The sequence below is a fragment of the Nonomuraea sp. NPDC050394 genome, from assembly GCF_044459065.1.
GTDB lineage: Bacteria > Actinomycetota > Actinomycetes > Streptosporangiales > Streptosporangiaceae > Nonomuraea.
Map to the genome: position 1 here is coordinate 301,255 of NZ_JBITIO010000013.1, position 23,292 is coordinate 324,546.

A 23,292-nucleotide genomic window follows, 5' to 3' on the forward strand; every position below is an offset into this window, starting at 1 on the left:
TCACACCAGATTGCCGTGCAGGCGGATCCTGGCCAGGCCGCCGTCCGGGTAGATGTCGGCCCGCACGTCGGTGACGGGCCGGACCTCCTCGACCCGGAAGCGGTGCGGGGTGTCGGGCTGCAGGCCCGTCCGGGGGAGCAGGTCGAACCAGTCGCCGTCGCCGTCCCTGCCCCGCAGCCCGATCGCGCCCGGCGCGTTGAACAGCAGGTTCGTCGTGTCGACCTCGGCCAGCCTGATGACGCCCCGCCCGGCCAGGCGAACCACGATCCAGTCGTTGCCCTCGTCGCGGCGCCGCGCCGTCTCCCAGCCCTCCGCCTGGTGCCTGGCCAGGCCGGGGGCGATGGCGTTGTGGGGCGCGGAGTAGAACTCGTTCGAGCACCCGGTCACCACCGCGCCGTTGGCCAGCGCCGCCAGGTCGAGGCTCAGCCCGTCATACAGCGACAGGTCAGGGCGTACCTCGCCGTGCACGCGCAGCCGGGCGATTCCCCCGTCGGGGTACATGTTCAGCCGCACATGGGTGTAGCGCCGCTCGTCGCGCACCTCGAAGTGATGCTCGGCATCGCCCTTGAGGCCGGCGCGCGGCACGATCTCCACCCACCCGGCCGTCGCCAGCTCCTCCGCCGACGGGGTCCCGGCCACCTCGCACGCCTCCACCGAGGCGTGCGGCGGGAAGTTCCCCTTGAACCACGCCGTGTCGATCACCACGCCGCGCACCGTGCCGGGCAGCCCCAGCCGGATGATCGCCCAGTCGTGGCCGGGCGTGCGGCGGCGGCGGGTCTCCCAGCCGTCGTACACCTGTCCCTTGTTGCCGAACGTCTCCGCCTGGAAGGCCGGTCTGCCCGGCCGGACGAGCGCCTCCTTCTCGGCGAACGACTCGTCGCTCGCGGCGATGACGGCGCCGCCGTACCCGCGCAGGGCGAGATCGGGAAGTCTGGTGAAGGCGGGCATTCAGTGTGCTCCCAACTGCAGAAAGGTTCCGTACGGCCCCGCCGCCACGTCGACGCGCCGGCCGCGGAGCCAGGTGGTGCGGACCACGCCCCGCAGGGCGCGCCCGTGGTAGGGGGTGACGGGGTTCTTGTGGTGCAAGGCCAGGGCGTCGACCCGGTGACCGGCCTCGGGGTCGAAGGCGACCAGGTCGGCGTCGTACCCGGGCAGGATGGCGCCCTTGCCGGGGACGCGGGCCAGCCGGGCGGGGTTCTCCGCCATCCAGCGGGTGACGTCGGCCAGGCCGTACCCGCGTCGCGATCCTTCGGTCCAGACGGCGCTCAGCCCGAGCTGCAGCGAGGCGATGCCGCCCCACGCGGCGGCGAAGTCGGGCACCTTGAGGTCCGCGGGCGACGGCGAGTGGTCGGAGACGACGCAGCTCAGCACGCCGTCGGCCAGTCCCCGCCAGAGCAGGTCGCGGTTGGCGGCCGAGCGGATGGGCGGGCAGCACTTGTACGCGGTCGCGCCCTCGGGCACCTGCTCGGCGGCGATGGTCAGGTAGTGCGGGCAGGTCTCGGCGGTGATCGGCAGGCCCTCCGCCCGGGCGGCGCGCAGCGGCTCCAGGCAGTCGGCGCTGGAGACGTGCAGGATGTGCGTGCGGGCGCCGGTCTCCCGGGTCAGCCTGATGACCTGCTCGACGGCGCTGCGCTCGGCCGAGCCGGGGCGCGAGTCGAGGAACTCGGGGTAGCTCGGGCCGGCCGGGTCGGTGAGCAGCGCGGGGTCCTCGGCGTGCACGATCATCAGGCCGTCGAACGCGGCGATCTCGGCCAGCGCGAGGCGTACCTCGTCGAGCGGCAGCGGCGGGAACTCCTCCACGCCCGACGGCGACAGGAAGCACTTGAAGCCGAACACGCCCAGCTCGTGCAGCGCCCGCAGCTCCTTGACGTTGCCGGGCACCGCCCCGCCCCAGAACCCGGTGTCCACGAAGCACTGCCCGGCGGCGGCGGCCCGCTTGGCGGCGAGCGCGGCGGGCGTCACGGTGGGCGGCAGCGAGTTGAGCGGCATGTCCACGATCGTGGTGACGCCGCCCGCCGCGGCCGCGCGCGTCGCGGAGGCGAACCCCTCCCAGTGGGTGCGGCCCGGCTCGTTGACGTGCACGTGGGTGTCGACCAGGCCGGGCAGCAGCGCCACCTCGCCGAGGTCGAGCTCGGCGGCCGCGGGCGTGCGCGCCTCGTGGGGGCGCACCGCCGCGATCTTCCCCTCCCGTACGGCCACAGCCGCCGCGCGTACCCCCTCCGGGGTCACCACGCGCCGCGACCGGATCACCAGGTCGTCCATCTCACCTCCATTCGGCGGCGATGCGCGCCGCCAGCCGTTCGAGCAGCGGGCCGGCTTCGGCCATGCAGCGGTCCAGGTCGGGCTCGATGTCGCTGAGCGCGTAGGCGGCGCGGATCCCGGCGGCGTCGAGTTGCTCGTCGGTGAGCGTGCGCCGCCCGCAGACGGCCACGACCGGCACGCCCGCCCTGGCCGCGGCCCTGGCGACGCCCACGGGAGCCTTGCCGCGCAGCGACTGCTCGTCGAGCGAGCCCTCGCCGGTGACGACGAGCCGGGCGCCGCGCACCCGCTCGCCGAAGCCGAGCAGGTCGAGCAGGTACTCGATGCCCGGCTGGATGTCGGCCCTCAGGAAGGCCAGCGCGGCGAACCCGACCCCGCCCGCCGCGCCCGCGCCGGGCGCGCCCGCGACGCCCATCGGCCGGGGCGTGCCGTCATGCTCGTGCTCATGGTCGCGCCCGCTTCGCTCGTCGTTGGCTCCTGCGTCGCTCTCTCCTCCCGAGCTCCTGCGCTCCGGGGCGCCGACCAGGCCATGCGTGGCCGCCGCGCGGGCCGCGAGCCGGGCCAGCCCGGCCTCCAGCACCTGGACGTCCTCGGGCGAGGCGCCCTTCTGCGGCCCGTAGACGGCGGCGGCGCCGTGCGGGCCGAGCAGCGGGTTGTCGACATCGCTGGCGACCACCACCTCGACCCCGGAAAGGTCGATAAAAGCGGACATGTCGATCTTCGCCAGGTTCCGCAGCGCCGCCCCGCCCTCGGGCAGCTCCGCACCCGCCTCGTCCAGGAACCGGGCGCCCAGCGCACGCGCCATCCCGGCGCCGCCGTCGGTGGAGGCGCTGCCGCCGATGCCCAGCACGACGCGGGTGGCGCCCCGCTTGACCGCGTCCGCGATCAGCTCGCCGGTGCCGTAGCTGGTGGCGCCGAGCGCGTCCGGCGCGCCGGGCAGCCTGCGCAACCCGGACGCCTCGGCCATCTCGACGACCGCGACCGGCGCCCGCCAGGCGTACGCGGCCTCGACGGGCTCGCCGGTGGGACCGGTGACGGTCAGGGGCACGCGCTCGAAACCGCAGGCCACGGCGGCATCGACGGTTCCGTCGCCGCCGTCGGCCACGGGCAGCTCGACCGTCGTGACGCCCAGGCCGGCACTGACCCGGGAGGCCACTTCGGCCGCCGTGAGCGACCCCTTGAACTTGTCGGGGGCAACAAGCACGTGCTCCACCACTACGAACTCCTCGCGAGCTGTTACAGAATGGCCGGACGCGCCTTCCTGCCCGGTGCGAGCGGGCAGGAAGGCGTGCCTATCATCACACCTGCTCCGGAAGGGGTTCGAACTCCCGCACCGCGTCGATGGACGACAGGCTGTGCGGGGTGTTGGCCTCGCGCTCGATCATGATCTCGACCAGCACGGGCCGCGAGGTCCGCTCGGCCTCCTTCGTGGCCCATTCCAGCGAGGATCGGATCTGGGCCGGGTCGAAGACGCGCGTGCCCGTGCATCCGTACGCCTCCATGATCTTGACGTTGTCGGTGCCGAACTCGTCGTAGTGGATGTTCACCTCGTAGTTCATCTCGTAGCCGATGGACGCCTGGCGGATCAGGCCGAGGTACTCGTTGTTCAGCATGATCAGCACGAACGGCACGTTGTACTGCGCCGCCACGGCCAGCTCCTCGACCAGGAACTGGAAGCCGTAGTCGCCGACCACGCCGACCACCTTCGCCTCGGGTTTGGCCTTCTTGACGCCGATGGCCGCCGGGATCTCCCAGCCGAGCGGTCCCGCCTGGCCGCACACCTGGTAGCGGCGCGGCTTGCCGCCCTTCTGATGCTGGCCGCCCCAGATCTGGTAGAGGCCGATCGCGGTGACGAAGTAGGTCTCCTCGTCGTAGTAGTCGTTGATCTCCTTGTACACGCGGGGCGCCTTGATGGGGATCTCGTCGAAGTCCTCGCGGCGGGTCAGCGTGCGCTTCAGCTCCTGCACCCGGCTCACCCAGGCGCCGGGCTCGCGCCGGACGCCGCGGTCGCGGGCCAGGTCCGTCAGCGCGCGCAGGAACAGCCGGGTGTCGGAGACGACGCCCAGGTCGGGGCCGAACACGCGGCCGAGCTGGGTGGGCTCGATGTCCACGTGGATGAACGTGCGCTCGCCCCGGTAGACGTCGAGGGTGCCCGTGTGCCTGTCCCCGAAGCGGGCGCCGAGGGCCAGGACCAGGTCGGACTCCAGGAAGGAGGCGTTGCCGTACCTCTGGGAGGTCTGGATGCCGGTCATGCCGCAGTACAGCGGGTGGTCCTCGTCGATGGAGCCCTTGCCCATGAGCGTGGCCTGCACCGGGATCTGCAGGAGCTCGGCCAGTTCGGCCAGTTCGGCGGAGGCGTCGGCGAGGATGACGCCGCCACCCGACAGGATGATCGGGCGCTCGGCGGCCAGGAGCATGTCCAGGGCGCGCTCGACGCGCGGCTGATGCGGGTGCGCCTTGGTGACGGGCAACGGCGCGTCGATGGCCGGGTCGTACTCGATCTCCTGCTTGGCGATGTCCACCGGGATGTCGATCAGGACCGGCCCCGGGCGGCCCGATCGAGCGATGCGGAACGCCTCGCGGAAGATCCAGGGGGCCTGCGCGGCCTCCTTGATCTGCACGGCCCACTTGGTGACGGGCTTGGCGATCTCCACGATGTCGACCGCCTGGAACGCCTCCTGGTGCAGCTTCGTGGAGGCGGCCTGGCCCGTGACGCAGATCATCGGGATCGAGTCGGCGATCGCGGTGTACAGACCGGTGATCATGTTGGTGCCGGCCGGGCCCGAGGTGCCGATGGCAAGGCCGACCCGGCCGTTGGTGCGCGCCCAGCCGTCGGCCATGTGGGTGGCGCCCTCCTCGTGCCTGACGATGAGGTGCTCGATGCCGCCGAGCCGTTCCATGGCCTTGTACAGGGGCAGGATCGCCGCGCCCGGACAGCCGAAGGCGACGTCGACGCCCTCCGACCGCAGGACGTGGACGACGGCCTCCATCGCCGGCATCTTCATCGGCTCAGCCCTTCGACGACCTTGAGCAGGGCGGAGTGGTCGAGCCCGCCGTGCCCCTGCGCCCGCGCGGCGGCGATGAGCTGCGCGGTCAGCGCGCCCATCGGGATGGCCACCTCGGCGCCGCGGGCGGCGTCGAGGATGATGCCCATGTCCTTGTGGTGCAGGTCGATGCGGAAGCCCGGCCGGAAGTCGCGGGCCAGCATCGAGGCGCGCTTGAGCTCCAGGACGCGGCTGCCGGCCAGGCCGCCGGCGAGCACGTCCAGGCCCGCGGCTGCGTCCACTCCCGCCGCCTCCATCAGCACGATCGCCTCGGCGACGAGCGCGTAGGTGCCGCCGACGACGAGCTGGTTGGCGGCCTTCACGTACTGGCCGGCTCCCGGGCCGCCGACCAGCCTGTACGTCGTGCCGACGGCCTCGAAGACCGGCCTGGCGGCCTCGAAGTCGTCCGCCGAGCCGCCCACCATGATCGACAGGACCGCGTCGACCGCGCCCTTCTCACCGCCGGAGACCGGCGCGTCGAGGCTGCGCTTCCATTGCTGGGCCACCTTCCGCGAGGTCTGCGGGGTGATGGTGGAGAAGTCGATGTACAGGGCGTCCGGCCGGGCGTTCGCCGCGATCTCCGGGAAGACGGCCTCGACCTGAGGGTCGGCGGGCAGCATCGTGATCACCACGTCCGCCCCGCTCACCGCCTCGGCCACGCCGCCCGCGAGGGCGCCCCCGAACTCCACGGGGTTGAGGTCGTAACCGGTCACCTCGTGTCCCGCCTTGACCAGATGCCCGGCCATGGGCCTGCCCATGATCCCGAGCCCGATGAAACCGATCTTCACTAGCTGAACTCCTTGATCCAGTCGAAGTCGAGGCCGGGGTCCTTGTACTCCAGCCCCACCCAGCCGTCGTAGCCGTCCAGGAGGCGCCTGAACGGGATCTCCCCGGTCCCGGGACGGCCGCGGCCCGGCGCGTCGGCGATCTGGACGTGGCCGACCAGCGGATGCACGAGAGCCGCGGTCAGGTCCTCGCCCATGCGGGCCAGGTGGTACAGGTCGCACAGGAAGCGCACGTTCGGCTCCCCGACGTTCTCGATCACGTCGATCGCGCCCTTCACCGACACCAGCGGGTAGGACGGCGACTCGTAGCTGTTGAGCGCCTCGACCAGCACCACCGCGCCGATCGCCGCCGCCTTGCGCGCGGCCAGCGCCAGGTTCTCCAGCGCCAGCACGTCCTGCTGCCGCTCCTGGCCGGCGACGCGGTTGCCGTACAGGGCGTTGAGCGCCGTGCATCCCAGCCGCCCGGCGATGCCGACCGCGACGTCGAGGTTGTCGCGCAGCCGCGCCCGGTCGGCGGGCCGCGAGAACAGCCCGCGCCCGCCCTCGGCGATGTCGTCGGCGAAGTTCAGCCCGACCAGCCGCACCCCCGCGTCCTCGATCGCGGCGACGAACGCGTCCACCTCATGGTCATCCGGTACGGCGGCCGCGAACGGCCACCAGAACTCCACCCCGTCGAACCCGGCGGCCTTGGCCGCGGCCGGCCTCTCCAGCAAGGGGAGGCCGGTGAACAGGATGGAGCAGTTGACGTCGAACCTCACGCTCTCTCCTTGTAGGTCGTCCAGGAACCGAAGTCGGTGATGTCGGCCAGCTCGGCGTGCGAGGTGTTCGGCCGGCGCAGCAGCATGGCCAGCGCCGACCTGCCGTCGGCCAGCTCGATCACCCCCAGCTCCAGCTCCGGCGGCTCGGCCGGCAGAACCCGGTCACGCAGCCGGTCCAGGTCCAGGTCGTACAGCTCGCCGTCGATCTCGGCGCCGCCGTGCGAGACCGGGTACAGCGCGGGGCAGCGGCCGCCGACGGAGTAGAAGCGGTACTTGGCCGCCGTCCGGGTCTCGGCCACGAGTGGCGCGTCGCCGAGCAGGTGGTGCAGCGGTCCGCCCCGCATGGCGCCGCCGTTCAGGAACATCAGGGTCATGCAGGCTCCTTCGCTGTGGACGGGGCCCGTAGGTCTGCCCGAGGCGGGCAGCGCGGTGCCTGAGTGCCGTTTCAGTACACCCAGCGGCCTCGTGGCCGGTCTAGCCGCCAGACGTCCGAAGCTGGCGGGTGCCGTACGCGATCAGCTTGTGCGTTGTGCCAAGCCGGTGCGGCTGAAGAGCACGTTGTGTGCGATGGTGGCCTCGGCAAAAGGGACGGAGGCATCCGTGGAGCGGATCACGGCGGAGCAGCGGCGCGCCCGCCTGGGCGTACGGCACGCGCTGGCGCGCAAGGCGGCCGGCGTCGAGCAGGCCGTGGAGTCGGTCGTGGCCCTGCACGCGACCGACCCCGCGACGGTGTTCCTGTCGGCGGGCGCCCGCCTGGCCCTGCCCACGGTCTCGGCGGTGGAGAAAGCCCTCTACACCGACCGGACCCTCGTGCGGATGACCGGCATGCGGCGCACCGTCTTCGTCGTGCCCGAGGCGCTCGTACCCGTCGTGCACCACTCCTCGACCGTGGCCATCGCCGCCAGGGAGCGCAGGACGCTGGTCAAGCACTTCGCCGAGGGCGGGCCGTACGACGAGGAGTGGATCGCCACCGCCGAGGCGGCGGTGGTCGCGGCGCTGGGCGAGCTCGGCGAGGCCGCCGCCACCGAACTCGGCGCCGTCGTGCCCGAACTGCGCCGGCAGATCGTGTACGCCCCCGGCACCCGCCAGGAGACCCGCCAGGGAGTGGCCACGCGCCTGCTGGCGTTGATGGCCATGGACGGCACGGTGGTGCGCCGCGGGCGCCCGGCGGGCTCCTGGATCAGCGGCCTGCACAAATGGGCCCTGGCCGGCCCGATGCCCGGCCTGCCGGTGGAGCAGGCGCAGTCCGCGCTCGTGGAGCGGTGGCTGCGGGCCTTCGGCCCGGGGACCGAGGCCGACATCAAGTGGTGGACCGGCTGGACGCTGGGCGACACCCGCCGCGCGCTGAAGGCGCTGGACGCGGTGCGGGTCGACCTGGACGAGGGCACCGGCTACGTCCTTCCCGACGACCCCTCGCCCCCGTCACCCGAGCCGTGGGCGGCCCTGCTCCCCGCGCTGGACCCGACCCCGATGGGCTGGCAGGGACGCGACTGGTACCTGCCCGGTGAACACCGCGCCGCCCTGTTCGACCGCAGCGGCAACGTGGGCCCGACCGTCTGGTGGAACGGCCAGGTCGTGGGCGGCTGGGCGACCCGGGCGGACGGCGAGGTCGTCTGGCGCCTGCTGTCCGACGTGGGCTCCGAGGCCCGCACCGCCATCGAGTCGGAGGCGCGGGGCCTGGCCACCTGGCTGGACGGCGCCAAGGTGACCCCCCGCTTCCGCACCCCCCTCGAACGCGCCCTGACCGCCTGACTTATCGGGACTTAGCACCGGTGGGCCTACAAAGATCCTCGACCTCGGCCTGAGGGACACCCTCATGCCGCCGGACGTGGAAGGGACCCACTGTGGGGAAACGTGTGACCGCGGGACTGGCCGGTGCCATTCTCGCGCTGGGCCTGGCCCAGCCCGCCACCGCGCGGGCCGAGCCCGGCAGGGGCGACGTACGGCGGGCCATCGCCGAACTGGCCGACGCGAACGGGGTGCTGGGGGCGATCGGAGAGCTGTACGTGGACGGCAGGCGCGTGGGCCGGAGCAGCGCGGGGTCGCGGCTGCTCGGCGGGAAGGGCGGGAAGATCCCGACGGACGCGCGTTACCGGATCGGCTCCCAGACCAAGGGGATGACCGCCACCGTGATCCTGCAACTCGTCAAGGAGGGCAGGCTCGGCCTGGACGACAAGCTCGCCGACGTGCTGCCGGTCGTGGCCGGGAAGGACCTGGTCGAACGGGCCGGCGAGATCACCGTGCGGCAGCTGATCAGGCACACCTCCGGCGTACCGGAGTGGTTCAGGCCGGACCTCGTCGACGTCTTCGACTTCACCACCTACTACCGCCCGGCCGACCTGCTCAAGCTCTCTCGCGCGCGGCCCCGTACCGGCGAGCCGGGGGAGAAGTTCTCCTACTCCAGCGCCAACTACACGCTGCTCACCATGATCATCGAACGGATCACGGGCAGGAGCCTGGCGGCCGAGTTCGAGCGGCGGTTGTTCCGGCCGCTGGGGATGAGCGGGACCTACCTGCCGGTCCGGCCCCCGCAGGCCATCAAGGGCCCGCACGGCCACGGCTACGCGCCCGGCCCCGGCGGCAGGCTCCACGACATGGATCGCCTGAACGCCAGCTGGGGACACGGTGCCGGCGGCGTCATCTCCACGGCCCGCGACATGAGCGCCTACCGGCGGGCCTTCCTCCAGGGCAGGCTCCTGCCGGCCGACCTCCAGCGAGTGATCACCGATCCGCCGGAGGGCGCGCCCGCGCCGCCGGCACCGCCGTGCGGCGGGCAGATCGTGCAGACCAACGGCGGCGCCCCCGGCTTCACCTCGGCGACCATCAGCACCCGCGACGGGCGCAAGCACTTCGCGATCTCCACCACGCTGGACGCCGAGCAGAGCCTGAACGTGATCAGGGCCATCTCCAAGGCCGCGGAGTCCGTCCTCTGCCCGGAAGGCCCGGAAAACCCGGAAAGCCCGGCGAGCCCGCAGAGCGCGGGAGCGCACGGGTAGCCGGGGGAGTGGTCAGCGTGGGGCGAGGATGGCGATCTCGCCCCGCGCGACCGGCAGCCGCCTCACCCGCAGAGCACGCTCACCCGGGCGCCAGTCCACCACCATCGACGCGTAGTCCGACTCGGCCGGATACACCTTGTCCGTCATCACGTAGTCCCCCGTCAGCACCAGCCGCCCATCCGGAGTCCACGCCATGGACGCGGTCTTGATCGAGGCGGGCACCGGCATCGACGGCAGCCGGGTCCACCGCAGCGTCCCGATCTCCAGCACCCACACGTCCAGGTACTGCCGCGGCCCGGGAAACGCCGGATCCCCGAACCGGACGGCCAGAAGCCGCCCGGCGGGGTCGGGGACCGCCACCACGGAACGCCCTTCGGTGGCCGGAGACCCCACCGGGGTCGCCCGCCGGGTGGCGGGATCCAGCAGCGCCAGCGACTCCCTCCCGCCGGCTCCCACGGACCGCACCAACGCCACCGCCGGACGCCGCGTGGTCCCCAGCACCTGCCACCCGGGCTCATCCCGCGACACGCTCAACGGCCGCCCGCCGTCGCGGGAGAGCACGGCCATGGTCCCGTCGTTCCGGTTGGCCAGCAGCCCGAGCTCGGAATCGGCGAAGGGCGCCTCGTCACACCCGACCGGAAACCCCGGCCGCGAAGCCGTACCGGCGAAGGTGAATTCACGCAGCTCGCACCGGGACCCGGCGGTCCGCGTCACCCACACCCCGCGCCCGTCGCGCGAGGCGAACGCCCACACCCCGTCGGCCAGCGGCCGGGCCCGCACGCCGTCGAGCACATGGAACCGCCCGGGATCGCGCCGGCCGGGCTTGACCGCGGCCACCACGGTCCGCCGCCCCGCCACGAACCCCCAGTACTGCCTGCCGGACGGCAGGCCCTCGATGGCCGTCCGCCGCCCGGAGTCCACCTCCAGCAGGTACGCCCGGTCCCCGGTCACCAGCAACCGCAGCCCACTGCCGGTCAGCGGCCCGCCGGCTAGCGGCGCCATGGGCCGATCGCCCCGGGCGAAGGCGGTGGGAGAAGGCACGGCCGTACCCGATGCCGTGCACCCGGCCACGACCGCCACGGCGGCCAGCACCACAGCGACTCTCATGAACCTCATACCGCGCGGGACGGCGAAAGGTTCACCGCCAGAGGTACACCAGCGCTCCCGGCGGCCGCTCGCTGTTCGGCGTGGGCCGCTGGAAGCGCACCACGTCCCCGCCCATCAGGCTGCGCACCCTGACCTTGAACCCCTGCGCCGACAACTCGCTCCTGGCGTCGTTGACGGTCTTGCCGATCACCTGCGGCACGATCCGGAACTCGGCGTCGTCACGGGCCTCGTCGTCGTCGCCGCGGAACCAGTCGAAGAAGTCGCGGCAGCGCGAGATCGTGAGCTGCGCGGGCGTGCCCTTGTCCACCTCGGACTTGGCCTTGGGGCTCTGCGCGATGACCGTGCACGGCTCGGCGTCGTCGTCGACCTCGTTGACCTGCACCCCGAGCCCGCGCTCGCCCAGGTAGGCGGCGGCCTCGTCCTTGGGCATGCCACCGACGTCCGGCATGATCAGCCCGGCGCTGACGAACAGCCCGACCTTCGAGCCCTCCTTGACCTGCTCGCCCACGTCGGGCGAGGAGCGGATGACGGTGCTGCGGGGCACCTGGAGGTTCTCGATCCGCCGCACGTTGCCGACCTGCAGCCCCGCCGCGGCGATCGCGGCGCGCGCGTCGGCCTCCGACATGCCCTGGGTCTTGGGTACGGCCACGCGCTTCGGCCCCAGCGACGGCACGATCGTCAGCGTCGAGCCCTCCGCCAGTTCCGACCCGGCGACGGGGTCGGTGCTGAGCACGAGCCCCTTGCCGTACTTCTCGTCGTGGCGGCCCTCGGCGGGCTTGACGACGAAGCCCAGCCCCTGGGCGTTCTTGATGGCGGCGTCGACGTTCTCCCCGATCAGGGTGGGCACCTTGACGTAGCGGGTCTGCGCGAAGTACGCGCCGGTCATCGCGATCGCGGCGACCATCACGGTGGCCAGCCCGATCAGGAACCAGCTGGGCTTGAACCCCTTGCCACCGCCGCGCGAGCGGCGCGGCGGCGCCGGCGGGGCGGTGTGGAGGTCGGCGCGCGGCTGGATGAGCGTGTGGCTGGGCGGCGGCACGTGCTGCGGGCCCGGCATGCGGGCGTGCGCCCCGGTGTGCGGCGCGTGCGGCGGCGTGCTCTGCCTCGGCAGCATCCGGTGGGCGTCGACGGCGGCGACCAGCATCGCGGTGGCGTCGGCCGGCCGGTCCTGCGGGTCGCGGGCGGTGGCGTGGGTGACGAGCGTGTCGATGAGCGGCGGCGTCTCGTACACCAGCGACGACGGCGGCGGCACGCTGTCGTGCACGTGCCGGTAGGCCACCGACATGGGCGTCTCGCCGTCATAGGGCTGCTGCCCGGTGACCAGCTCGAACAGCATGATCCCCGCGGCGTAGACGTCGCTGCGCACGTCGGCGCCGCCGGTCGTCACCTGCTCGGGCGACATGTAGCCGATCGTGCCGATCATCACGCCGGTGCGGGTCTGGTTCGTGGCCTCGATGGCGCGGGCCAGGCCGAAGTCCACGACCTTGACCCGGCCGTCGTCGGTCAGCAGGACGTTCTCCGGCTTGACGTCGCGGTGGACCATCCCGCTCTGGTGGGCGGCGCCGAGCGCGGCCAGCACCGGGATCATGATCTCCAGGGCCTCGCGGGCGGGCAGCCTGACCCGCTCGCGCAGGATGTCGCGCAGCGTCTTGCCCGGCACGTACTCCATCGACAGGTAGACGACGTCGCCGTCGGTGCCCTGGTCGAAGACGTGCACCACGTTGGGATGGGAGAGGCTGGCCACGGACTTGGCCTCGCCGATGAACCGGCGCACGAACGCGGGGTCCTCGGCCAGCGAGCGGTGCATGACCTTCAGCGCCACCGTGCGGTCGAGCCTGACGTCGAGCGCGAGGTAGACGGTCGCCATCCCGCCCCGGGCGATCCGGGACTCGATGCGATAGCGCCCGTCGAGCAGTCGCCCGACGAGAGGGTCCGCGGTCGTCGTGTCCACGTGGCCGAGTTTACGGTCGTTTTGCCACTGGAGGGGCCTGACCATCCGAAACCGATGCCATTACGTGGCACTCCGTCGTCACTAAGGGTGCATGGGCGAGGACGCTTCAGCATAGCGGCGGCGGGGGATGCGCCCGGCCCGGCGCGCCATCCGGCCCGCCTGGACGGCCTGCCTCATCGCCGTGGCCATGAGCTCGGGCCGCTGCGCCCTGGTCACGGCGGTGGCCAGGAGCACCGCGTCACAGCCCAGCTCCATGGCGAGCGCGGCGTCGCTGGCGGTGCCGATCCCGGCGTCCAGGATGACCGGCACGGAGGCGGCCTCGACGATGAGCTCGATGTTGTGCGGGTTGCGGATGCCGAGCCCGGAGCCGATGGGCGCGCCGAGCGGCATGACCGCCGCGCACCCGGCCTGCTCCAGGCGGCGGGCCAGCGCGGGGTCGTCGCCGATGTAGGGCAGCACCACGAACCCGTCGGCCACCAGCCGCTCCGCCGCGTCGAACGTCTCGATCGGGTCGGGCAGCAGCGTGCGCTCGTCGGCGATGACTTCGAGCTTGACCCAGTTGGTGCCCAGCGCCTCGCGGGCCAGCCGGGCGGTCAGCACGGCCTCGCCCGCGGTGAAGCATCCCGCGGTGTTGGGCAGCACCTTGATGCCGCGCTCGCGCAGCACGTCGAGCACGGAGCCGGGCGCCGACGGGTCGAGCCGCCGCATCGCCACCGTGGTCAGCTCGGTGCCCGAGGCGGCCAGCGCCTGGTCGAGCACGTCCAGCGAGGGGGCGCCGCCGGTGCCCATGATGAGGCGGGAGGCGAACTTCTCCCCGCCGATGATCAGCTCATCCACCCTGCACCGCCGTCAGCACCTCGACCCGGTCGCGGTCGGCCAGCGCCGTGGTCTCCCACGAGCCGCGCGTGACCACCTCGTCGTTCACGGCCACCGCGACGCCCTTGGTGGCGTCGGTCAGCGTCCGTACGGCCTGCGCCACCGTCGTCCCGAGGGGCACCTCATGGGCGGCCCCGTTGATCGTCACATTCATGAAATATCCCCCTTCGGGATGAAATTTTGGGACATTTTGGAGGTGGGGTTGGAGGTGGGGTTGGCGGCCGGTTCGGTGGCTGGTTCGGGGACTGGTTCGGCGGCAGCGCTGCTCAGGGCGCGAACCGGGCGGGCGAGCACAACGACGACAGCTCGCGCTCCTCGCCCATGAGGACGGCGGCCGTGAGCGGGGCCAGCAGCACCCCGCCCCGGTGATGCCCGGTGGCCACCAGCAGCCCCGGCTCACCACCCGGCCCGACGAGCGGCAGGTTGTCCGGCGTGCCGGGCCGCAGCCCCGCCACCACCTCCGCCAGCTCCAGCTCGCTCACCCCCGGCACCAGCTCGCGGGCGTCGCGCAGCAGCTCGTACACCCCGCCCGCGGTCACCCGGGTGTCGAACCCCAGCTCCTCCTGCGTGGCTCCCACGACCAGCTCGCCGTCGCCGCGCGGCACCAGGTAGACGGGCAGGCCGTGCACCGTGCCCCGCACGCACCTGCCCAGGAGCGGTTGCGGCGAGCGCAGGCGCAGGATCTGGCCCTTCACCGGCCGCACCGGCACCGGGGCCAGCGCGCCGCTCCACGCCCCCGCCGCCAGCACCACCCGCTCGGCGCGCAGCTCCTCCGGGTACGGCCCGTCACTGGCCTCCCGGTACGGCCCGCCGCCGGCCTCCCGGTAGGACCCGCCGCCGGTCTCCCGGTGCGGCCCGTCGCCGGTGTCACCCGGGCTCAGCCGTACCCCCTGGACGCCCTCATCGCCACGCAGCAGCTCGCGCACCCGCGCCCGCACGATCGGGACCCCGAGGCGCTCCAAGGCGGCCAGCAGCGCGCCGGCGACCCTGCGCGGGTCCACCCAGGCGTCGTCGGGCGCCAGGAGGCCGCCGCGCACCGACGGCGCGAGCATGGGCTCCAGACGGCGGCATTCGCGCCCGCTGAGCCGTTCCACCCGCAGCCCCAGCTTCTCCATGAAGCCCGCGGTCTCCTCCAGGACGGCCAGGTCGTCGGCGCCGAAGGCCACGTCGAGCGTGCCGTCGGCGCGGTAGTCGAGCGCCCCGGGACCGAGCCCCGCGTCGGCGGTCAGCTCGGCGGCGAAGGCGGGCCAGCGCGCCAGGGAGGCCGCGCCCAGGCGCAGCAACGGCTCCTCGGTGAACGTGACCTCGCTCACCGGCGCGAGCATCCCCGCGGCGGCGTGGGTGGCGCCCGAGGCGGGCGCGGGGTCGACGACGGTGACGGGCCGTCCTGAGCGGGCCAGGCGCCAGGCCACGCTGAGCCCGACGACGCCGCCGCCCACGATCACGTGCATGTCCGCTCCCTACGCCGGCATGATCCGGATCAGGTGTCTTGCGGTCGAAGGCCCGATGAAGCCTTCCTCTCAGTCCGGTTAAGGCCGGACTCCCGCGCGTCTTACGGTCCCAGCCTACGGCCTCGGCAGGCACTCCCACGAATGACCCCGGTATGGTCGGAACCGTGGATCACGTGGTGGTGGTGGGAGCCGGCCTGGCCGGAGTTCGCAGTGTCGAGTCGCTGCGCGGGCGCGGCTTCGAAGGAAGGATCACTCTCCTCGGCGAGGAGCGGCACCGGCCCTACGATCGTCCGCCCCTGTCGAAGGCGGTGCTGCTGGGCACGAGCGACGACAGCTTCGTCGACACCGACCTGGCCGCGCTGCGGGCCGACTTCCGGCCGGGCGTGGCCGCGAAGGGCCTGCGTGAGGGCGTGGTGGAGACCACCGAGGGCGAGCTGCCCTACGACGGCCTGGTGATCGCGACGGGTTCCGAGCCGATCCGGCTGCCGGGCGAGGGGCCCCAGCTCGTGCTGCGTACGCTCGACGACGCCCACGTGCTGCGGGCCGCCCTGGTGCCCGGCGCGCGGGTGGCCGTGGTGGGCGCCGGCTGGATCGGCGCCGAGGTGGCGACCGCGGCGCGCAAGGCGGGCTGCGTGGTCACCGTGATCGAGGCGGCCGGAACGCCGCTGTCGCACGCGATCGGCGAGATGGGCGCGCGCACGCTGCCCTGGTACGAGGGCGTCGACCTGCGGCTCGACACGATGGTCAGCGAGGTCGTCGAAGGCGGCGTGGAGCTGGTCGGCGGCGAGTTCGTGCCCGCGCACGTCGTGGTCTCCGGCATCGGCGCACGCCCCGTGCTCGAATGGCTCGCCGACGCCGACATCGACCTGCACAACGGCGTCGTCACCGACGAGCACCTGCGGACCTCGCTGCCCGGCGTGGTGGCCGTCGGCGACTGCGCCAACTGGTGGTCGCGCCGGTTCCAGACCAGGATGCGGGTCGAGCACTGGGACACCGCGCTCAACTCTCCCGACGTGGCCGCCGCCACGCTGCTGGGCGAGAAGGCGGTCTACGACCCGGTGCCGTACTTCTGGTCGGAGCAGTTCGGTCACATGCTGCAATACGCCGGATACCACCCCGCGGGCGGCCGGGTCGTGTACCGCGAGGGGCTGAAGTGGTCGGCGGTGTGGCTGACCGCGGAAGATCGGATCACCGCCGTGCTGGCCGCCGACCGGCCCCGCGACCTCGTCCAGGGCCGCCGTCTCATCGAGGCTGGCGCCCGTCTTGATGTGGAACGCCTGGTAGATCCGGATGTGGCCCTACGAGATTGTGTTGTTTGAGCAAGCACTCCATGTGGTAGTTGTGGTTTCGTGACGCTTTCTGTTGCACAGATCGACCGGGAGACCGACCAGCTCGTCAGCGAGTGGCTCACTCTCCCCGAAGTGGCCGCGCGCCTGGATCTCACGATCGGGCGGGCCAAGCAGCTCCTCAAAGACCACAAGCTCCTCGGCGTACGGCGAGGCAGCGGCGGGCCCCAGGTGCCCGCGGTCTTCCTCGACGGAAAGGAAGTGATGAAGGGCCTGCCAGGCACGCTCACCGTGCTGCAGGACGCCGGCTACGACGAAGCCGAAGCCCTGCGCTGGCTCTTCACCCCAGATGACTCACTGCCAGGATCGCCCGTTGACGCGATCAAGGCCGGTCGGCACACAGAGGTCAAGCGGCGTGCCCAGGCCCTCGGTTTCTGAGGCCCGCCTCTACCTCTGCACCGACGGGCGGCGAGGACGCGGCGACCTGGCCGACTTCCTCGACGCCGTGCTGGCCAACGGCGTGGACATCGTCCAGTTGCGGGAGAAGGGACTCGAGGCGCGCGAAGAGCTCGCGCTGCTCGAGGTCTTCCGTGACGCCTGCGACCGGCACGGCAAACTGCTCGCCGTCAACGACCGGGCCGACATCGCCTACGCGGCCCGACCAGACGTGCTCCACCTGGGGCAGGACGACCTTCCTGTGACGGTCGCACGAGAGATCCTCGGCGACGACATCGTCATCGGACGGTCCACCCACTCCGCCGCGGAGGCTTCCGCCGCCGCGGTGGAGCCGGGCGTCGACTACTACTGCTGCGGCCCGATCTGGCCGACGCCGACCAAACCCGGACGCCACGCGCCCGGACCCGCGCTGCCACGGCACGCGGCGGCGCTCGGCACGGACCGGCCGTGGTTCGGCATCGGCGGCATCGACCTGGACAACCTCGACGAGGTGCTCTCCTTCGGAGTGCGCCGGGCCGTGGTCGTCCGTGCCATCACCGAGGCGCCCGACCCCGGCGCCGCGGCGGCCGAGTTCGCCAAGCGCCTGTCCGGCGCGTCCTCCTGATGCGGTAAACGTCCGGGGCCGTGCGTCGGGCAGACGTGCGGCCCCGCCCAGCCGGGAACGTCAGGACTTGCGGGACGTGGCGGCAACGGCCAGGCCGTCCAGGGCCGCCCGCGCCTCCTCCGTGATCGGCGCCCTGGCCAGCGCCGCGAGCGCCTCGTCCAGGTAGGACGCGATCAGGTCCTCGCACTCCTGCAGCGCCCCGGTGTCGGCGATGATGCCGCGCAGCGTCGCCACCCCCTGCTCGTCCAGCGCCGGATCGCCCAGCAGGCGGCGCACGATCTGGGCGTCGTCGGACGAGGCGGCCGCCAGCGTCTTGGCCACCAGCATCGTCCGCTTGCCCTCGCGCAGGTCGTCCCCGGCCGGCTTGCCGGTCTGCGCCGGGTCGCCGAACACGCCCAGGATGTCGTCGCGCAACTGGAAGGCGATGCCGACGCGCCGGCCGTACTCCACGCAGAGCTCGTCGATCCACGGCTCCGCGCTGCGGGCCGCCAGCACGAGCCCGAGCCGCAACGGCTGCTCCACCGAGTACTTGCCGCTCTTGTACAGCGCCACCCGCAGCGCCGAGTCGAAGGAGTTCTCGCCGTGGGCCTGCTCCAGCAGGTCCAGGTACTGGCCGCACATCAGCTCGGTGCGCATGTGGTCGTGCAACGGCTGCGCGGCCGCCAGCGACTCCGGCGGCAGCGCGCTGGTGCGCCACATCTCGCCCGACCAGATGAGCAGCAGGTTGCCCAGCAGGATCGCGGCGCCCTCGCCGAACTGCTCGGCCGCGCCGTGCCAGCCGGCCTTCTCGTGCAGCGCCTGGAAACGGCGATGCGCGGACGGCATGCCGCGGCGCAGATCGCTCTTGTCCATGACGTCGTCGTGGACAAGCGCGCTGGCCTGCAGCAGCTCCAGCGAGGCCGCCGCGGCGAAGATGCCGGGCCCGTCCTCGCCGCCGGCGCCGCGCCAGCCCCAGTAGCAGAACGCCGGGCGCAGCCGCTTGCCCCCCGACAGCAGGTCGTTCGCCGCCGCCAGCAGCGGCTCCAGGTCGGGGTCGCCGAGGGCAGGCTCCTGCCGGCCGACGAACTGCCTGAGCGAACGGTCCACCTGCTGGCGCAGGGCGTCAGTGGTCATGCTCATGAGACTAACGGGCGGTGGACCAGGCTTCGATCTCCGCTCGATCCGGGGGCGGTAACCTTGGTGCATGGCGCTTGGTCGACCCTCCATCCTGCCCGATCGTGTTCCCACCGTGCGCGAGCTGCTCGCCTCCGGTGGACGGTCGTTCTCCTTCGAATTCTTCCCGCCGAAGACCGACGAAGGCGAGCGGCAGCTGTGGCGAGCCATCCGCGAGCTGGAGTCGCTCCGTCCCACCTTCGTCTCCGTGACCTACGGCGCGGGCGGCAGCACCCGCGACCGCACCGTCGACATCGTCGAACGCGTCGCCCACGAGACCACGCTCACCCCGGTGGCGCACTTCACCGCCGTCAACCACTCCATCCGTGAACTGCGTCACCTGGTGGGCCGCTTCGCCGACGCCGGAGTACGCAACATCCTGGCCGTGCGCGGCGACCCTCCCGGCGACCCGGGCGCCGAGTGGGTCCAGCACCCGGAAGGCGTCCTCTACGCCGAGGAACTGGTCCGGCTGATCCGCCAGGCCGGCGACTTCTGCGTGGGCGTGGCCGCCTTCCCCTACAAGCACCCCCGCTCGCCGTCGATCGACTCGGACACCGACTACTTCGTCCAGAAGTGCCGTGCGGGCGCCGACTACGCGATCACCCAGATGTTCTTCCAGGCGGAGGACTACCTGCGGCTGCGCGACAGGGTGGCGGCCAAGGGCTGCGCCACCCCGATCATCCCGTGCATCATGCCCGTCACCCAGATGAGCACGATCGCCCGTTCCGAGCAGTTGTCCGGGGCGCCGTTCCCGCCGGACGTGGCCGCGCGCTTCGAGGCCGTGGCCGACGACCCGGCGGCGGTGCGGCGGCTGGGCATCGACCACGGTGCCGAGCTGTGCCAGCGGCTGCTCGACGAGGGCGCGCCGGGCATCCACTTCATCACGTTCAACCGCTCCAGCGCCTCCGCGGAGGTCTTCCAGCGGCTCAACCACTCGGCGGTGGCCGTCTGAGCTGAGGCCCGCCGTACCCGCTCAGAAGCCGCACAAGGTGCGGATGTCGCGGCAGGCGCCCACCACGCGGTCCACGTCCTGGTCGGACAGGGCCGCGTGCGGGGCCAGGCGCACCAGGCCGCGCTCGTGCGAGCCGAACGGCGGGAAGCAGACCGAGGCGTAGACGCCGCGCTGTTCCAGCAGGTCGCGGGCGAGCAGGACGTCGGTCCTGCTGCGCGCGCCCAGCGCCAGGATGTGGGCGTGGCCGGGCTCCGGGGCGTAGCCGAGCGTGGTGATCTCCTGGCGCAGGCGGCGGGTGATCTCGCGCAGCCGGGTACGCCGCCAGTCCTCCTCACGCACCAGCGCCAGCGCCGCGGCCAGCCCCGCGATGTCGTGCGGTTGCAGCGGCGAGCTGAACACCGCGGGAAAGGCCTCCGCCCGGAAGTACGGCACGAACTCCGGGCGGTCGCAGACGATCAGCCCCGCCCGCCCCGGGATCGCCTTGGCCAGGCTGGCCGTCCTGAAGTCGGCGCCCACCCGCGCCGCCAGCCCCTCGCCGTGCGGCCCGTGCGTGCCGAGCGCGTGCGACTCGTCCACCACCAGCAGGCTCTCGTACTCCCGCGCCGTCGCGGCCATCTCCGCCAGCGGGCAGACCGCGCCGTCGACGCCGTGAACCGCGTCCACGGCGATCACACCCGAGCCGTGCCTGCGCAGGCGGCCGCGCAGGTGGTCGGGATCGTTGTGGCGGAACCACACCACCGGCGCGCGGGCCGCGTGCGCGCCCTCCCGCAGCGAGTGGTGCACGCGTTCGTCCAGGTAGACGGGCAGGTGCGGGTCGGCGATCAGCTGCATCAGCCCGGTGTTCGCCGCCCACCCCGACGGGCACAGCACCGCCGCCGACGCGCCGAGGAAGGCCGCGAACTCCGCCTCCAGACGATCCTGCTTCTCCGGTACGGCTGCCGCCTCCATCGCCCGCGCCATGGCCGAGACGATGCGTGGATGCCGGGCGATGGCCAGACAGTCGCTGCCGGTCAGGATGATCGCGTCGGGGTCCGGCGGCCGGCTGGCGAGCATGAGCGGCCCGGCCCAGGTTCCCGAGATCCGCGCCAGGTGGAAGGCGTTGAGCCGCTCGTCGAGGCGGTCCGGGGCGCTGGGCATGGCAACCCCTTCATGGAGTAAATAGACGGTCACGCTCTGTGGTCGAAGGGATGCCCGGAGTGCCGCCGGTCAAACACCGCCGCGGGTCAAGAAAGGGGGAGGGGGCGGCCGACGATCGCGTACTCCTCGTAGCCGCCGGGGAAGACGAAGCGCGTCAGCAGGTCGGTGAAGCCGAGCGCGGCGTACAGGTGGCGGGCGGCCGTCGGGCGGTCGTGCGTGGACAGCACGCCGGAACGCTCCTTTCTGCCCGCGCACAACGTGTTGATCATCGCCCGGCCGATGCCCTTGCCCTGGAAGTCCGGGTGCACGTGGATCTCGGCCAGCTCGAACGCGTCGCCGAGCCAGGCGTCGGCGGCCTCACCGCCCGACTTCTCGGCCAGGGCCCGGGCGACCACGTCGTGCCACCACTGGCCGATCGCGCCGTGGAAACCGTAGGCGAAGCCGACCACCTGGTGCTCGCCGGCCGTCTCGCCGGCGGGACCGAGGTCCACGGCGCCCGCGCGGACGGCGGGCACCTGCCGGAGTTCGGCGAAATAGCACTGGAACAGCGGGTACGTGCTGTGGTTGTGCATGATGCCCTTGCGACCGGTGACCTGCTCCACCGGCGGGCGCATGGCGGCGGTGTAGACGTCGATCACGGTGTCCAGCCGCTCGACGAACTCCGCCGGGCCCGCGCCGCGAAACTCGATCACCCGGTGCACGCTACTCCACGTCCGCGGGAGTGCCGCCGGTCATCCGGACCAGCTCGTCGAACGAGGTCGGGAAGACCGTGTGCGGATGGCCGCCCGCCGCCCACACCACCTCGTGCTTGCCGAGCCAGGTGTCGACCAGCGTACGGACCGGGGCGGGGTGGCCGACCGGGGCGACGCCGCCGATCGGCTGGCCGGTCGCCTCCCTGACGAACTCGGGCGAGGCCCGGCGTACCTTCCGTGCCCCCACGATGCTCGCGATCAGCTCCACGTTGACGCGGTGGGCGCCGCTCGTCAGCACCAGCAGCGGGGCGCCGTCGGCGTCGAAGATGAGGCTGTTGGCGATGGCGCCGACCTCGCAGCCGAGCTGGGCCGCGGCGGTGGCGGCCGTCGGCGCCGTCTCCGGCAATATCACGATCTCACCCGTCGCTCCGAGTCCGCGCAGGACATCGGCCACATGGACGGCGTTGGCAGGCAACTTCTCCGGCATGCCGACACTCTAAACAGATTGACCCGTGGATTACCTCGACATGGTGGTGGTGTAGGGTCCCTTGATTCGATTGTTAGTGATATGAGGGGTGATGTACGTGGGGGGACCTCGTCGGCGCGGGGCGCTCGGCTTTGCCGCTCTTGTGACGGTGGGGGCCGTCGCGTTCACCGGAGTGGGTACGGCCGGGGCTGAGGCCGTACCGGCCGCAAGCCAGAGGGCAACGGACACGCGCACACAGCCGGCGGTGAGCACGAGCGGCACGGCCGCGAGCACACGGCCGGTGGTGAGCACGAGCGGCACGGCCGCCAGCACGTTCGCCGCCCCGAAGAAGAAGCTGAAGCTCGGAGCCAAGGGCAAGACGGTCGTCCTGCTCCAGAAGCGGCTGGCGGAGCTGGGCTACCGCCCGGGCAAGGCCGACGGCCGCTACGGCGGCTCGACACTGACCGCCATCTGGGCCTTCCAGAAGGTCAACGGCATCAGGCCGACCAGCACGATCAGCAGCAGGACCTGGAACGCCCTGGAGACCCCGAAGCTCCCCAAGGTCCTCGTCAAGAACGGCAAGCCGACCCGGGCCGAGGTGAACCTCAGCACCCAGATCATGGTCATGTACGTGAAGGGCGAGCCCAAGCTGATCACCCACATCTCGTCGGGCAGCGGCATCCCCTACTGCGAGACGACGACGTGGCAGGGCAAGAGCCAGCGCTTCTGCGGCTCGGCCCGCACCCCGACCGGCAACTACCGGACCACGTGGCGCAGGAGCGGCTGGCACAAGAGCTACCTGGGCCAGCTGTACAACCCGATCTTCTTCAACGGCGGCATCGCGTTCCACGGAGCGCTGTCGGTGCCGCTGTCCCCGGCATCGCACGGCTGCGTACGCCTGCCCATGAACGTGGCACAGACGTTGCCCGGCATGCTCGGCAAGGGCGTCCCGGTCCACGTACGCGGCGCCTTCAAGCGCTGACCCCAAAGGCACGGTCCTCCCCAAGGGCGCGCTTCGCGCGTCTGCGGGGAGGGCTGTCCTGACGGGGGAGCCCAGCTCCCCCGAACCCCTCGCCGGTGGCCTGCCGGCCCCCGGCCCCCCCGGACGCGACCCCGGGCACGGTGGAAATTGCTCTGACCGCCGATCAGAAGGGTCGGGTCTCGAGTATCTCGGGCCCACGACCTAGCTCAAAGGCCCTTCGGATGACACTGAGCCGTTTTCATTCCCGTGCGGTGACTGCTGATCACAACATGATCGCAAGGTCGACATTCGTCTGATGACATGGCGAAACCCCTGGTAGACGGGTTGATCACCACAAT

General features: G+C 72.3%; 23 protein-coding genes and 1 riboswitch. Of the genes, 7 read left to right on the forward strand and 16 right to left on the reverse strand.

The window, feature by feature from the left end; translation table 11 throughout:
- The 7 genes from alc to ACIBKY_RS40350 form a co-directional block, all read right to left on the reverse strand.
- Window positions 1–948: an allantoicase gene (alc, locus tag ACIBKY_RS40320; protein WP_397105431.1), complete on the reverse strand. Its 948-nt coding sequence runs from the start codon at window positions 946–948 to the stop codon at window positions 1–3.
- Window positions 949–2,262, reverse strand: a complete 1,314-nt coding sequence (allB, locus tag ACIBKY_RS40325; RefSeq protein ID WP_397105432.1) for an allantoinase AllB — start codon at window positions 2,260–2,262, stop codon at window positions 949–951. It lies immediately after the preceding gene.
- A gap of 1 nt (window position 2,263) precedes the next feature.
- Entirely contained in the window at window positions 2,264–3,463 is a 1,200-nt protein-coding gene (locus ACIBKY_RS40330; protein WP_397105433.1) for a glycerate kinase, read from the reverse strand.
- A 94-nt stretch (window positions 3,464–3,557) separates the two neighbouring features.
- Complete coding sequence (gcl, locus tag ACIBKY_RS40335) at window positions 3,558–5,258, reverse strand: glyoxylate carboligase (RefSeq protein ID WP_397105471.1); 1,701 nt, start codon at window positions 5,256–5,258, stop codon at window positions 3,558–3,560.
- 2 nt (window positions 5,259–5,260) lie between these two features.
- On the reverse strand, window positions 5,261–6,061 hold the full coding sequence (locus ACIBKY_RS40340; RefSeq protein ID WP_397105473.1) for an NAD(P)-dependent oxidoreductase: 801 nt from the start codon (window positions 6,059–6,061) through the stop codon (window positions 5,261–5,263).
- A gap of 29 nt (window positions 6,062–6,090) precedes the next feature.
- Window positions 6,091–6,846, reverse strand: coding sequence for a hydroxypyruvate isomerase family protein (locus tag ACIBKY_RS40345; RefSeq protein WP_397105434.1), 756 nt, complete (start codon window positions 6,844–6,846; stop codon window positions 6,091–6,093).
- Window positions 6,843–7,220, reverse strand: coding sequence for a gamma-glutamylcyclotransferase (locus ACIBKY_RS40350; protein ID WP_397105435.1), 378 nt, complete (start codon window positions 7,218–7,220; stop codon window positions 6,843–6,845). The genes ACIBKY_RS40345 and ACIBKY_RS40350 overlap by 4 nt, the downstream gene beginning before the upstream one ends.
- Window positions 7,221–7,446: 226 nt before the next feature.
- On the opposite strand from ACIBKY_RS40350, the gene ACIBKY_RS40355 reads away from it, so the two are divergent.
- Entirely contained in the window at window positions 7,447–8,598 is a 1,152-nt protein-coding gene (locus ACIBKY_RS40355) for a winged helix DNA-binding domain-containing protein (RefSeq protein WP_397105436.1), read from the forward strand.
- 92 nt (window positions 8,599–8,690) lie between these two features.
- Window positions 8,691–9,842: a serine hydrolase domain-containing protein gene (locus ACIBKY_RS40360; RefSeq protein WP_397105438.1), complete on the forward strand. Its 1,152-nt coding sequence runs from the start codon at window positions 8,691–8,693 to the stop codon at window positions 9,840–9,842.
- A 12-nt stretch (window positions 9,843–9,854) separates the two neighbouring features.
- Here the strand turns inward: ACIBKY_RS40360 and ACIBKY_RS40365 are convergent, their stop codons facing one another.
- The 5 genes from ACIBKY_RS40365 to thiO form a co-directional block, all read right to left on the reverse strand.
- Window positions 9,855–10,949 carry a hypothetical protein gene (locus ACIBKY_RS40365; protein ID WP_397105440.1) on the reverse strand — a complete coding sequence of 365 codons (1,095 nt, stop codon included), beginning with the start codon at window positions 10,947–10,949 and terminating at the stop codon, window positions 9,855–9,857.
- 31 nt (window positions 10,950–10,980) lie between these two features.
- Window positions 10,981–12,900 (reverse strand): Stk1 family PASTA domain-containing Ser/Thr kinase, encoded by a 1,920-nt coding sequence (gene pknB / locus ACIBKY_RS40370; protein ID WP_397105442.1) that lies wholly within the window; start codon window positions 12,898–12,900, stop codon window positions 10,981–10,983.
- 81 nt (window positions 12,901–12,981) lie between these two features.
- Window positions 12,982–13,737, reverse strand: coding sequence for a thiazole synthase (locus ACIBKY_RS40375; protein ID WP_397105444.1), 756 nt, complete (start codon window positions 13,735–13,737; stop codon window positions 12,982–12,984).
- A complete protein-coding gene (thiS, locus tag ACIBKY_RS40380) occupies window positions 13,730–13,930 on the reverse strand; it encodes a sulfur carrier protein ThiS (protein WP_397105446.1) in 201 nt (66 codons plus the stop codon). The genes ACIBKY_RS40375 and thiS overlap by 8 nt, the downstream gene beginning before the upstream one ends.
- A gap of 112 nt (window positions 13,931–14,042) precedes the next feature.
- Complete coding sequence (thiO, locus tag ACIBKY_RS40385; RefSeq protein ID WP_397105448.1) at window positions 14,043–15,227, reverse strand: glycine oxidase ThiO; 1,185 nt, start codon at window positions 15,225–15,227, stop codon at window positions 14,043–14,045.
- A riboswitch (TPP riboswitch) is annotated at window positions 15,217–15,333 on the reverse strand. It overlaps the preceding gene by 11 nt.
- Window positions 15,334–15,391: 58 nt before the next feature.
- Between thiO and ACIBKY_RS40390 the strand changes: the two genes are divergently transcribed.
- Genes ACIBKY_RS40390 through thiE form a run of 3 tightly spaced genes read left to right on the forward strand, consistent with a single transcriptional unit; the run spans window position 15,392 to window position 17,573 of the window.
- On the forward strand, window positions 15,392–16,546 hold the full coding sequence (locus tag ACIBKY_RS40390; RefSeq protein WP_397105450.1) for an NAD(P)/FAD-dependent oxidoreductase: 1,155 nt from the start codon (window positions 15,392–15,394) through the stop codon (window positions 16,544–16,546).
- 30 nt (window positions 16,547–16,576) lie between these two features.
- Complete coding sequence (locus ACIBKY_RS40395) at window positions 16,577–16,951, forward strand: Rv2175c family DNA-binding protein (protein ID WP_379621476.1); 375 nt, start codon at window positions 16,577–16,579, stop codon at window positions 16,949–16,951.
- The gene (gene thiE / locus ACIBKY_RS40400; protein ID WP_397105452.1) at window positions 16,929–17,573 is read left to right on the forward strand and encodes a thiamine phosphate synthase; all 645 of its coding nucleotides are present in this window, start codon (window positions 16,929–16,931) and stop codon (window positions 17,571–17,573) included. Before ACIBKY_RS40395 ends, thiE begins: the two co-directional genes overlap by 23 nt.
- 60 nt (window positions 17,574–17,633) lie before the next feature.
- On the opposite strand, the gene ACIBKY_RS40405 is transcribed toward thiE, so the two are convergent.
- Window positions 17,634–18,686 carry a polyprenyl synthetase family protein gene (locus ACIBKY_RS40405; protein ID WP_379621472.1) on the reverse strand — a complete coding sequence of 351 codons (1,053 nt, stop codon included), beginning with the start codon at window positions 18,684–18,686 and terminating at the stop codon, window positions 17,634–17,636.
- Window positions 18,687–18,756: 70 nt separating this feature from the next.
- Here ACIBKY_RS40405 and metF point away from each other — a divergent pair, with 70 nt between their 5' ends.
- A complete protein-coding gene (gene metF, locus ACIBKY_RS40410) occupies window positions 18,757–19,677 on the forward strand; it encodes a methylenetetrahydrofolate reductase [NAD(P)H] (protein ID WP_397105455.1) in 921 nt (306 codons plus the stop codon).
- Window positions 19,678–19,698: 21 nt separating this feature from the next.
- Here metF and ACIBKY_RS40415 read toward each other — a convergent pair whose 3' ends face one another.
- The 3 genes from ACIBKY_RS40415 to ACIBKY_RS40425 form a co-directional block, all read right to left on the reverse strand.
- The gene (locus tag ACIBKY_RS40415) at window positions 19,699–20,814 is read right to left on the reverse strand and encodes an aminotransferase class I/II-fold pyridoxal phosphate-dependent enzyme (RefSeq protein WP_397105457.1); all 1,116 of its coding nucleotides are present in this window, start codon (window positions 20,812–20,814) and stop codon (window positions 19,699–19,701) included.
- 86 nt (window positions 20,815–20,900) lie between these two features.
- On the reverse strand, window positions 20,901–21,506 hold the full coding sequence (locus ACIBKY_RS40420; RefSeq protein ID WP_397105459.1) for a GNAT family N-acetyltransferase: 606 nt from the start codon (window positions 21,504–21,506) through the stop codon (window positions 20,901–20,903).
- A gap of 10 nt (window positions 21,507–21,516) precedes the next feature.
- Complete coding sequence (locus ACIBKY_RS40425; protein WP_397105461.1) at window positions 21,517–21,993, reverse strand: YbaK/EbsC family protein; 477 nt, start codon at window positions 21,991–21,993, stop codon at window positions 21,517–21,519.
- 244 nt (window positions 21,994–22,237) lie between these two features.
- On the opposite strand from ACIBKY_RS40425, the gene ACIBKY_RS40430 reads away from it, so the two are divergent.
- Entirely contained in the window at window positions 22,238–22,954 is a 717-nt protein-coding gene (locus ACIBKY_RS40430) for a L,D-transpeptidase family protein (RefSeq protein ID WP_397105463.1), read from the forward strand.
- The last annotated feature ends 338 nt before the right edge of the window (window positions 22,955–23,292 follow it).

Excerpts from the sequence above, each read along its gene's own strand:
- gcl (WP_397105471.1), bottom strand. The coding sequence starts at position 5,258 with ATGCCGGCGATGGAGGCCGTCGTCCACGTCCTGCGGTCGGAGGGCGTC.
- ACIBKY_RS40425 (WP_397105461.1), bottom strand. The coding sequence starts at position 21,993 with ATGCCGGAGAAGTTGCCTGCCAACGCCGTCCATGTGGCCGATGTCCTG.
- metF (WP_397105455.1), top strand. The coding sequence starts at position 18,757 with ATGGCGCTTGGTCGACCCTCCATCCTGCCCGATCGTGTTCCCACCGTG.
- thiS (WP_397105446.1), bottom strand. The coding sequence starts at position 13,930 with ATGAATGTGACGATCAACGGGGCCGCCCATGAGGTGCCCCTCGGGACG.
- thiO (WP_397105448.1), bottom strand. The coding sequence starts at position 15,227 with ATGCACGTGATCGTGGGCGGCGGCGTCGTCGGGCTCAGCGTGGCCTGG.
- ACIBKY_RS40405 (WP_379621472.1), bottom strand. The coding sequence starts at position 18,686 with ATGACCACTGACGCCCTGCGCCAGCAGGTGGACCGTTCGCTCAGGCAG.
- allB (WP_397105432.1), bottom strand. The coding sequence starts at position 2,262 with ATGGACGACCTGGTGATCCGGTCGCGGCGCGTGGTGACCCCGGAGGGG.
- ACIBKY_RS40340 (WP_397105473.1), bottom strand. The coding sequence starts at position 6,061 with ATGGGCAGGCCCATGGCCGGGCATCTGGTCAAGGCGGGACACGAGGTG.
- alc (WP_397105431.1), bottom strand. The coding sequence starts at position 948 with ATGCCCGCCTTCACCAGACTTCCCGATCTCGCCCTGCGCGGGTACGGC.
- ACIBKY_RS40415 (WP_397105457.1), bottom strand. The coding sequence starts at position 20,814 with ATGCCCAGCGCCCCGGACCGCCTCGACGAGCGGCTCAACGCCTTCCAC.
- ACIBKY_RS40365 (WP_397105440.1), bottom strand. The coding sequence starts at position 10,949 with ATGAGAGTCGCTGTGGTGCTGGCCGCCGTGGCGGTCGTGGCCGGGTGC.
- ACIBKY_RS40350 (WP_397105435.1), bottom strand. The coding sequence starts at position 7,220 with ATGACCCTGATGTTCCTGAACGGCGGCGCCATGCGGGGCGGACCGCTG.